The organism is Pseudomonas brassicacearum subsp. brassicacearum (assembly GCF_008801605.1).
GTDB lineage: Bacteria > Pseudomonadota > Gammaproteobacteria > Pseudomonadales > Pseudomonadaceae > Aquipseudomonas > Aquipseudomonas brassicacearum.
This window is the reverse complement of the sequence record NZ_VZPJ01000012.1, coordinates 209,291-219,051: the sequence shown is the minus strand read 5'-3', so window position 1 is coordinate 219,051 and position 9,761 is coordinate 209,291. Positions and strand designations below refer to the sequence as shown.

At 60.2% G+C, this 9,761-nt stretch carries 8 protein-coding genes; all 8 read left to right on the top strand.

Annotated features, from left to right (window positions below):
* Positions 1-1,227, top strand: a 1,227-nt coding sequence (gene bamA, locus F7R20_RS24495; protein WP_151180617.1) for an outer membrane protein assembly factor BamA, incomplete at its 5' end; no start/stop codon positions are given.
* Positions 1,228-1,272: 45 nt separating this feature from the next.
* Entirely contained in the window at positions 1,273-1,776 is a 504-nt protein-coding gene (locus F7R20_RS24490; RefSeq protein ID WP_003184901.1) for an OmpH family outer membrane protein, read from the top strand.
* A 3-nt stretch (positions 1,777-1,779) separates the two neighbouring features.
* Complete coding sequence (gene lpxD / locus F7R20_RS24485) at positions 1,780-2,835, top strand: UDP-3-O-(3-hydroxymyristoyl)glucosamine N-acyltransferase (protein WP_003198250.1); 1,056 nt, start codon at positions 1,780-1,782, stop codon at positions 2,833-2,835.
* A 105-nt stretch (positions 2,836-2,940) separates the two neighbouring features.
* Positions 2,941-3,381, top strand: a complete 441-nt coding sequence (gene fabZ / locus F7R20_RS24480) for a 3-hydroxyacyl-ACP dehydratase FabZ (RefSeq protein ID WP_003184897.1) — start codon at positions 2,941-2,943, stop codon at positions 3,379-3,381.
* Positions 3,378-4,154: an acyl-ACP--UDP-N-acetylglucosamine O-acyltransferase gene (gene lpxA / locus F7R20_RS24475; RefSeq protein ID WP_003198252.1), complete on the top strand. Its 777-nt coding sequence runs from the start codon at positions 3,378-3,380 to the stop codon at positions 4,152-4,154. The genes fabZ and lpxA overlap by 4 nt, the downstream gene beginning before the upstream one ends.
* Positions 4,155-4,156: 2 nt before the next feature.
* The gene (lpxB, locus tag F7R20_RS24470) at positions 4,157-5,287 is read left to right on the top strand and encodes a lipid-A-disaccharide synthase (protein WP_003198254.1); all 1,131 of its coding nucleotides are present in this window, start codon (positions 4,157-4,159) and stop codon (positions 5,285-5,287) included.
* Positions 5,284-5,928, top strand: a complete 645-nt coding sequence (gene rnhB, locus F7R20_RS24465) for a ribonuclease HII (protein ID WP_081352617.1) — start codon at positions 5,284-5,286, stop codon at positions 5,926-5,928. The genes lpxB and rnhB overlap by 4 nt, the downstream gene beginning before the upstream one ends.
* Before the next feature lie 183 nt (positions 5,929-6,111).
* Positions 6,112-9,633: a DNA polymerase III subunit alpha gene (dnaE, locus tag F7R20_RS24460; RefSeq protein ID WP_003198259.1), complete on the top strand. Its 3,522-nt coding sequence runs from the start codon at positions 6,112-6,114 to the stop codon at positions 9,631-9,633.
* Positions 9,634-9,761 lie beyond the last annotated feature (128 nt).

Genomic DNA, 9,761 nt, shown 5'->3' with positions numbered 1-9,761 from the left:
TCCAAGACCCGCCTGGAGCGCCTGGGCTTCTTCAAGGAAGTCAACGTCGAGACCCCGGCCGTACCGGGCGTCGATGACCAGGTCGATGTGAACTACAGCGTCGAAGAGCAGGCTTCCGGCTCGATCACCGCCAGCGTCGGTTTCGCCCAGAGCGCCGGTCTGATCCTCGGTGGCTCGATCACCCAGAACAACTTCCTGGGTACCGGTAACAAGGTCAGCATCGGCTTGACCCGCAGCGAATACCAGACTCGCTACAACTTCGGTTATGTGGACCCCTACTGGACCGCTGATGGTGTGAGCCTGGGCTACAACGCCTTCTACCGCACCACCGACTATGACGAGCTCGATTCCGATATCTCCAGCTATGCGGTGGACAGCTTCGGTGTTGGCGCCAACGTGGGTTACCCGATCAGCGAGACTTCGCGCCTGACCTTCGGCCTCACCGCCCAGCAGGACAAGATCAACACCGGTAAGTACACCGTTGACGAGATTTTTGACTTCGTTAAGAAGGAAGGCGATAGCTACCTGAACTTCAAGGCGTCTGCCGGTTGGTCCGAGTCGACCCTGAACAAGGGCGTACTGGCGACCCGTGGCCATTCCCAGAGCCTGGTTCTGGAAACGACGACGCCTGGCAGCGACCTGTCGTTCTTCAAGCTTGACTACCGTGGCCAGCTGTTCCAGCCGTTGACCGACAACTACACCATGCGCCTGCACACCGAGCTGGGCTACGGTGACGGCTACGGTTCGACCGACGGCCTGCCGTTCTACGAGAACTACTACGCTGGTGGTTTCAACTCGGTGCGTGGCTTCAAGGACAGTACTCTTGGTCCTCGCAGTACTCCAAGTAAAGGCACCAACCCGGGCACAATTGCCGACCCAGACCAGGATCCACTGCCATTTGGTGGCAACGTCCTGATCCAGGGCGGTGCCGAAATCCTGTTCCCGATGCCGTTCGTCAAGGATCAACGCTCCCTGCGTACCTCGGTATTCTGGGACGTGGGTAACGTATTCGACTCCTCGTGCAGTGACACCACCAACGCCAACGGTACTAGCTCCAACACCAAGTGCAACGACATCAGCCTGAGCAACATGGCCAGTTCCGTCGGCGTGGGTGTGACCTGGGTCACCGCGCTGGGTCCTTTGAGCTTCGCATTGGCGATGCCGATCAAGAAACCGGATGACGCTGAAACCCAAGTGTTCCAATTCTCCCTCGGCCAGACGTTCTAAGCGTCTGACCCATGACAACGACAATGGATTTTGTAGGAGTACATCGTGCGTAAGTTGACTCAATTGGTTCTCCTGGCGACCGTACTGGTCGCTGGTCCGGCTTTTGCCGACATGAAGATCGCCGTGCTGAATTATCAGATGGCCCTGCTGGAATCCGACGCGGCGAAGAAGTACGCCGTGGATGCCGAGAAAAAATTCGGCCCGCAACTGACCAAGCTCAAGGGCCTGGAAAGCAGCGCCAAGGGCATTCAGGATCGTCTGGTGGCCGGTGGCGACAAGATGGCCCAGGGCGAGCGCGAGCGTCTGGAGCTTGAATTCAAGCAAAAGGCCCGTGACTTCCAGTTCCAGTCCAAGGAACTGAACGAAGCGAAAGCTGTTGCCGACCGCGAAATGCTCAAGCAACTCAAGCCGAAACTCGACAGCGCCGTGGAAGAAGTCATCAAGAAAGGTGGTTTTGACCTGGTGTTCGAGCGTGGCGCAGTGATCGATGTCAAGCCTCAATACGACATCACGCGCCAAGTGATCGAGCGCATGAATCAGCTGAAGTAATCCATGACCGCGACCATCAAGCTCGGCCAATTGGCCGAGTTCCTCGGCGCCACCCTGCGTGGCGACCCGGAGAAGGCAATTACTGGGCTAGCCACTTTGCAAGAGGCTGGCCCAGCTCAGTTGAGCTTTCTGGCAAATCCTCAATACCGCAAGTACCTGGCCGACAGCCGGGCAGCCGCGCTGTTGCTCAAGGCTGCTGATGCCGATGGGTTTGCCGGCGATGCCCTGATCGTGCCCGATCCGTACTTGGCGTATGCCCGTATTTCCCATCTGTTCGATCCCAAGCCGAAAGCGGTTGCCGGTATTCATCCCAGCGCCGTGATCGCTGCTGATGCCGTGGTTGACCCCACGGCCAGCATCGGCCCATTCGTGGTCGTCGAAAGCGCGGCCCGAATCGGTGCCGGCGTCACGCTGGGTGCCCATTGTGTCATTGGCGCGCGCAGCGAGATCGGCGAAGGCGGTTGGCTGGCACCACGGGTCACCCTGTATCACGATGTGCGCATCGGCAAGCGGGTCGTGATTCAGTCTGGCGCAGTACTGGGCGGCGAAGGGTTCGGGTTTGCCAACGAGAAAGGCATCTGGCAGAAAATTGCCCAGATCGGCGGCGTCACCGTTGGTGATGACGTGGAGATTGGCGTCAACACCGCGATCGACCGTGGTGCCCTGGCCGACACGGTCATCGGCAATGGCGTCAAGCTCGACAACCAGATCCAGATCGCCCACAACGTCCAGGTCGGTGACCACACCGCCATGGCCGCCTGCGTGGGCATCTCCGGCAGCACCAAGATCGGCAAGCACTGCATGCTCGCCGGTGGCGTGGGGCTGGTGGGTCATATCGATATCTGTGACAACGTATTCCTGACCGGGATGACCATGGTGACCCACTCGATTACCGAGCCAGGTGCCTACTCTTCCGGTACGGCCATGCAGCCGGCAGCCGAATGGCGCAAGAGCGCGGCGCGTATCCGCCAGCTCGACGACATCGCGCGGCGCCTCAAGCAGGTGGAAAAGCGTGTAGGGGACGTGACCCCTGGCGGTAATGCTTCATCAGATGGCTGATACCATTTCCATATCAAGTGTGCACAGCCGTTAGGGCATCTTGATTTGCTAGCGGAGTGCGCGTCACTCGTGCGCTTCCAATCTTTACATAGGCTTCCCCCCGAAATGATGGACATCAACGAGATTCGCGAATACCTGCCTCACCGTTACCCGTTCCTGCTGGTGGATCGGGTGGTGGACCTGGACGTTGAAGGCAAGCGCATTCGCGCCTACAAGAATGTCAGCATCAACGAGCCGTTCTTCAATGGTCACTTCCCTGCGCATCCAATCATGCCGGGTGTATTGATCATCGAGGCAATGGCTCAGGCTGCCGGGATCCTTGGCTTCAAAATGCTCGACGTAAAACCTGCCGACGGCACGCTCTATTACTTCGTCGGTTCCGACAAGCTGCGTTTCCGCCAGCCAGTCACCCCGGGCGATCAGTTGATCCTCGAAGCCAAGTTCATCAGTTGCAAGCGCCAGATCTGGAAATTCGAATGCCAGGCTTCGGTCGACGGCAAGCCAGTCTGCTCCGCTGAAATCATCTGTGCGGAACGCAAACTATGAGTTTGATTGACCCTCGCGCAATCATCGATCCGACGGCCGTTCTGGCCGCCGATGTCGAGGTCGGCCCGTGGTCGATTGTCGGCGCAGGTGTGGAAATCGGCGAGGGTACGGTGATCGGTCCCCACGTAATTCTCAAGGGGCCGACCCGGATTGGTCGGCACAATCGCATCTACCAGTTTTCTTCGGTAGGCGAGGACACGCCCGATCTCAAGTACAAAGGTGAAGAAACCCGTCTGGTCATCGGCGATCACAACGTGATCCGCGAAGGCGTGACGATTCACCGTGGCACCGTTCAGGATCGTTCCGAAACGACCTTGGGCGACCACAACCTGATCATGGCCTACGCGCACATCGGCCATGACAGCGTGATTGGCAACCATTGCATCCTGGTCAACAACACCGCGCTGGCCGGTCATGTGCACGTGGATGATTGGGCGATCCTGTCCGGGTTTACCCTGGTGCACCAGTATTGCCATATCGGCGCCCACAGCTTCTCTGGCATGGGCACTGCCATTGGCAAGGACGTCCCGGCCTATGTCACGGTGTTTGGCAACCCGGCCGAAGCCCGCAGCATGAACTTCGAAGGCATGCGCCGTCGTGGCTTCAGCGAAGAGGCGATTACGGCGCTGCGTCGCGCCTACAAGGTCGTGTATCGCCAGGGCCTGACGGTCGAGCAGGCGCTCGCCGAATTGGCCGAGGCTTCGGCGCAACACCCGGAAGTCGCGATTTTCCGTGACTCCATCCAGTCTTCGACCCGCGGCATCACTCGCTGACCATGGCTAATTTGCGTATTGCACTGGTGGCGGGAGAGGCTTCCGGTGACATTCTGGGCGCCGGTCTGATGCGCGCGCTCAAGGTGCAGCATCCCGCTGTCGAATTCATTGGTGTTGGCGGGCCGTTGATGGAGGCCGAAGGCCTGGCGTCCTATTTCCCGATGGAACGCCTGTCGGTGATGGGCCTGGTGGAAGTACTCGGTCGCCTGCGCGAGCTGCTGGCCCGGCGCAAGAAGCTGATCCAGACCCTGATCGACGAAAAACCGGATGTGTTCATCGGCATTGATGCGCCGGATTTCACCCTCAATATCGAACTCAAGTTACGTCAGGCCGGTATCAAGACCGTGCATTACGTCAGCCCGTCGGTCTGGGCCTGGCGGCAGAAGCGGGTGCTCAAGATTCGCGAAGGTTGCGACCTGATGCTGACGCTGCTGCCGTTCGAAGCCCGGTTCTACGAAGAGAAGGGCGTGCCGGTGCGGTTTGTCGGGCACACCCTGGCCGATACCATTCCCCTGGAAGCCGATCGCGATGCGGCCCGCCAGGCGTTGGGCCTGCCCGAGGGGCCACTGGTGGCCTTGATGCCCGGCAGCCGGGGCGGCGAAGTGAGTCGCTTGGGCGGTCTGTTTTTCGACGCCGCCGAACGCCTTCGGGCGCTGCGACCCGGTGTACGTTTTGTCCTGCCGTGTGCCAGTGCGCAGCGTCGCGTCCAGTTGGAAGCGCTGCTGGTCGGCCGCGATTTGCCGGTGATGCTGCTCGACGGTCGTTCCCATGAAGCGTTGGCGGCCTGCGATGCCGTGTTGATTGCCTCCGGCACTGCTACCCTTGAGGCGCTGTTGTATAAGCGCCCGATGGTGGTCGCCTATCGCCTGGCGCCGCTGACGTTCTGGATTCTCAAGCGCATGGTCAAGAGCCCCTACGTGTCCTTGCCGAACCTGTTGGCCCAGCGCTTGCTGGTGCCGGAGCTGTTGCAGGACGATGCGACCGCCGAGGCGCTGGCTACCACGCTGTCGCCCTTGATCGATGGCGGCGAGGAACAGACCCGGGGCTTTGATGAAATCCATCGTACGTTGCGTCGTGATGCTTCCAACCAGGCGGCTGACGCGGTACTGACCCTGATTGGCGCAAAACCATGAGCAACTCAAAGCTACAGATGGGCCTGGACTTCAACCTGGTCGCCGAAGTGGAAGAGCTGGTGGCCGGTGTCGATGAAGTGGGGCGTGGCCCGTTGTGCGGCGCGGTGGTGACGGCGGCGGTGATTCTTGACCCGAAGCGGCCGATCCTTGGCCTCAACGATTCGAAGAAACTCACTGAAGCCCGTCGCGAAAAGCTCTACGACGAGATCTGCGAGAAAGCCTTGAGCTGGTGCATCGCCCGGGCCGAAGTCGAAGAAATCGATGAACTCAATATCCTGCACGCCACCATGCTTGCCATGCAGCGTGCCGTGCAGGGCCTGCACATCACGCCGAAACTGGCGATGATCGATGGCAATCGCTGCCCGAAACTGTCGATGCGCGCCAAAGCGGTGATCCAGGGCGACGGCAAAGTGCCGGCCATCGCGGCGGCCTCGATTCTGGCGAAGGTCAGCCGTGACCGGGAAATGGCCGCTTTCGAATTGATTTACCCGGGCTACGGCATCGGCGGCCACAAGGGTTATCCGACCCCCGTTCATCTCGAAGCCCTGGCGCGCCTTGGGCCAACGCCGATCCATCGGCGTTCGTTCGCCCCGGTGCGGCTGGCTTATGAAGCTCGTGATGGCTTGATCGAAAGGATCTAGCGAAAGCGTCGCAATGCCCCGTCGTGCCCTGTAGGAGCTGTCGAGCGAAGCGAGGCTGCGATCTTTCCACTGCCGATTGAGTCGAGAGTGAAAGATCGCAGGCTTCGCCAGCTCCTACATGTTTTACCCAAGGCCCGGTACAATCCGGGCCTTGTTGTTTTCATGACTTAACGCAGGATCACTATGCCGGCTTCATTCGTTCATCTACGCCTGCACACTGAATACTCCCTGGTCGACGGTCTGGTGCGGATCAAGCCCCTGGTCAAGACCCTGGTGGGCATGAACATGCCTGCCGTGGCGGTCACCGACCAGAACAACATGTGTTCGCTGGTCAAGTTCTACAAGGCCGCCATGGGCGCCGGGATCAAGCCGATCTGTGGTGCCGACCTGTGGCTGTCGAACAAGGATCCGGACGCTCCGCTGAGCCGTATCAGCCTGTTGGTGATGAACGCTCTGGGTTATCGCAACCTCACCGAGCTGATCTCCCGTGGTTTTATCGACGGCCAGCGCAACGGCTCGATCATCATCGAGCGCGAGTGGGTGGCCGAGGCCAGCGAAGGGCTGATCATGCTGTCGGCGGCCAAGGAAGGTGAAATCGGCCTGGCGCTGCTCAGTGGCAACCCCGAGGAAGCCGAGACCCTGGCTCGTGACTGGATGTCGGTGTTCCCGGATCGCTTCTACATCGAAGTGCAGCGCACCAATCGTCCGAATGACGAAGAGCACCTGCACGCCGCCGTGGCCCTGGCCGACAAGATCGGCGCGCCGCTGGTGGCGACCAACGATGTGCGGTTCATCAAGCAGGACGATTTCGAAGCTCACGAAACCCGCGTTTGCATCGGTGAGGGCCGTGCCCTCGATGATCCGCGGCGGTCGAAGAACTACAGTAACCAGCAATACCTCAAGAGCGCCGAGGAAATGGCCGAGTTGTTCAGCGACCTGCCCGAGGCGCTGGAAAACACCGTCGAGATCGCCAAGCGCTGCAACATCGACGTGAAGCTGGGCAAACACTTCCTGCCCAACTTCCCGATCCCCGATGGCATGACCATCGACGAGTATTTCCGCAAGGTGTCCTTCGACGGCCTTGAGGAGCGCCTCAGCGTCCTGTTGCCCAAGGACACCACCGAAGATTACGAAGCCAAGCGCCAGGTCTATGTCGACCGGTTGAATTTCGAGCTGGATATCATTATCCAGATGGGCTTTCCCGGCTATTTCCTGATCGTGATGGACTTTATCCAGTGGGCCAAGAACAACGGCGTGCCGGTGGGCCCAGGCCGTGGGTCGGGTGCCGGGTCGCTGGTGGCCTATGTGCAGAAGATCACCGACCTCGACCCGCTGGAATATGACCTGCTGTTCGAACGTTTCCTCAACCCGGAACGGGTATCCATGCCCGACTTCGACGTCGACTTCTGCATGGACGGTCGCGACCGGGTGATCGACTACGTGGCCGAGAAGTATGGCCGCAACGCGGTGAGCCAGATCATCACCTTCGGTTCCATGGCCGCCAAGGCTGTGGTGCGCGACGTGGCGCGGGTGCAGGGCAAGTCCTACGGCTTGGCGGATCGTCTGTCGAAGATGATTCCGTTCGAAGTCGGCATGACCCTGGAAAAAGCCTACGAGCAGGAAGAAATCCTGCGGGACTTCATCAAGGTCGATGAAGAAGCCGCGGAAATCTGGGAGATGGCCCGCAAGCTTGAAGGCGTGGTGCGTAACGTCGGCAAGCACGCCGGGGGCGTGGTGATCGCGCCGACCAAGCTGACTGACTTCTCGCCGATCTATTGCGACGAAGAAGGCGACGGCCTGGTGACCCAGTTCGACAAGGATGACGTCGAGGCGGCGGGCCTGGTGAAGTTCGACTTCCTCGGCCTGCGCACCCTGACCATCATCGACTGGGCGCTGAAAACCATCAACCGTGACCGGGCCAAGGTCGGTGAAGAACCGCTGGACATCGCCTTCATCCCGCTGGATGACAAGCCGACCTACAGCCTGTTGCAAAAAGCCGAAACCACGGCGGTGTTCCAGCTTGAATCCCGGGGCATGAAGGAGCTGATCAAAAAGCTCAAGCCCGACTGCCTGGAAGACCTGATCGCACTGGTGGCGCTGTTTCGTCCGGGCCCGTTGCAATCGGGCATGGTGGATGACTTCATCAACCGTAAGCATGGCCGCGCCGAGCTGGCGTACCCGCACTCGGACTATCAGTACGAAGGCTTGAAACCGGTGCTCGCACCGACCTACGGCATCATCCTGTATCAGGAACAGGTGATGCAGATTGCCCAGGTCATGGCCGGTTACACCCTCGGCGGCGCGGACATGCTGCGTCGGGCGATGGGTAAGAAAAAACCCGAGGAAATGGCCAAGCAGCGCGGCGGTTTCATCGAGGGTTGCGCCACCAACGGCATCGACCCTGACCTGGCCGGTAACATTTTCGACCTGGTGGAAAAGTTCGCCGGCTACGGCTTCAACAAATCCCACTCCGCCGCCTATGGCCTGGTGTCGTACCAGACCGCGTGGCTGAAGGCGCACTATCCGGCGCCGTTCATGGCCGCGGTACTGTCGGCGGATATGCACAACACCGACAAGGTCGTGACCTTGATCGAAGAAGTGCGGACCATGAAGTTGCGCCTCGACGCACCGGACGTGAACGCTTCGGAGTTCAAGTTCACGGTGAACGACGAAGGCCGCATCATTTACGGCCTGGGCGCGATCAAGGGTGTGGGCGAGGGGCCGGTGGAAGCCATTACCGAAGCGCGCCAGGACGGGCCATTCAAGGACCTGTTCGATTTCTGCGCCCGGGTTGACCTCAAGCGCATCAACAAGCGCACCCTCGACGGATTGATCCGCAGTGGTGCCCTGGACCGGCTGGGACCTTACTTCCAGGATGAGCCCAAGGCCTACCAGGCCAACATCGACCGCAACCGCGCGGTGTTGCTGGCGGCGATGGAGGAGGCGATCAAGGCCGCCGAACAGACCGCCCGTACCCATGACAGCGGCCACGCCGACCTGTTTGGCGGGCTGTTCGTCGAAGAAGACGCCGATGTCTATGGCAACCATCGCAAGGCCAAGGAGCTGACCCTCAAGGAACGCCTCAAGGGTGAGAAAGACACCTTGGGCCTGTACCTCACCGGTCACCCGATCGACGAATACGAAGGCGAGATCCGCCGCTTCGCCCGTCAGCGCATCATCGACCTCAAGCCGGCACGCGACACGCAGACCGTCGCCGGCATGATCATCGCCCTGCGGGTGATGAAGAACAAAAAGGGCGACAAGATGGGCTTCATCACCCTCGACGACCGCTCCGGGCGCATCGAGGCCTCATTGTTCGCCGATGCGTTCCACTCGGCGCAGTCGCTGTTGCAGACTGACGCGATGGTGGTGGTGGAAGGCGAGGTCAGCAACGATGACTTTTCCGGTGGCCTGCGCCTGCGGGTCAAGCGGGTGATGAGCATGGAAGATGCCCGTACCAACCTGGCTGAAAGCCTGCGCCTGAAGTTGCAGACCCAGGATCTCAAGGGCGATCAGCTACGCTGGTTGGGCGAATTGTTCAAGCGCCATCGCGGTGCCTGCCCGATCACCATGGAGTATGTACGCCCCGACGCCAAGGCTGTGTTGCAGTTCGGCGAAGGCTGGCGGATCGATCCGGCGGATGCGTTGATTCAAGCCTTGCGTGACCAGTTCGGCAAAGACAACGTCTTCCTCCAATACCGTTGACGGCCAGGGGCCATTCTCGAAACCGGAATACCCCTGATCTCGACCCGAATTTTTAATCTCGACCTGAACGCGCCTCTCCCTTAAGGTAGGCGCGAATAGACAACCGGCCGGCCCAAGCTCTCTTGGAC

What these genes read in the sequence shown, in the direction of transcription:
- lpxD (WP_003198250.1), top strand. Translation starts at nt 1,780, where the DNA reads ATGACCGCGACCATCAAGCTCGGCCAATTGGCCGAGTTCCTCGGCGCC.
- fabZ (WP_003184897.1), top strand. Translation starts at nt 2,941, where the DNA reads ATGATGGACATCAACGAGATTCGCGAATACCTGCCTCACCGTTACCCG.
- lpxA (WP_003198252.1), top strand. Translation starts at nt 3,378, where the DNA reads ATGAGTTTGATTGACCCTCGCGCAATCATCGATCCGACGGCCGTTCTG.
- lpxB (WP_003198254.1), top strand. Translation starts at nt 4,157, where the DNA reads ATGGCTAATTTGCGTATTGCACTGGTGGCGGGAGAGGCTTCCGGTGAC.
- rnhB (WP_081352617.1), top strand. Translation starts at nt 5,284, where the DNA reads ATGAGCAACTCAAAGCTACAGATGGGCCTGGACTTCAACCTGGTCGCC.
- dnaE (WP_003198259.1), top strand. Translation starts at nt 6,112, where the DNA reads ATGCCGGCTTCATTCGTTCATCTACGCCTGCACACTGAATACTCCCTG.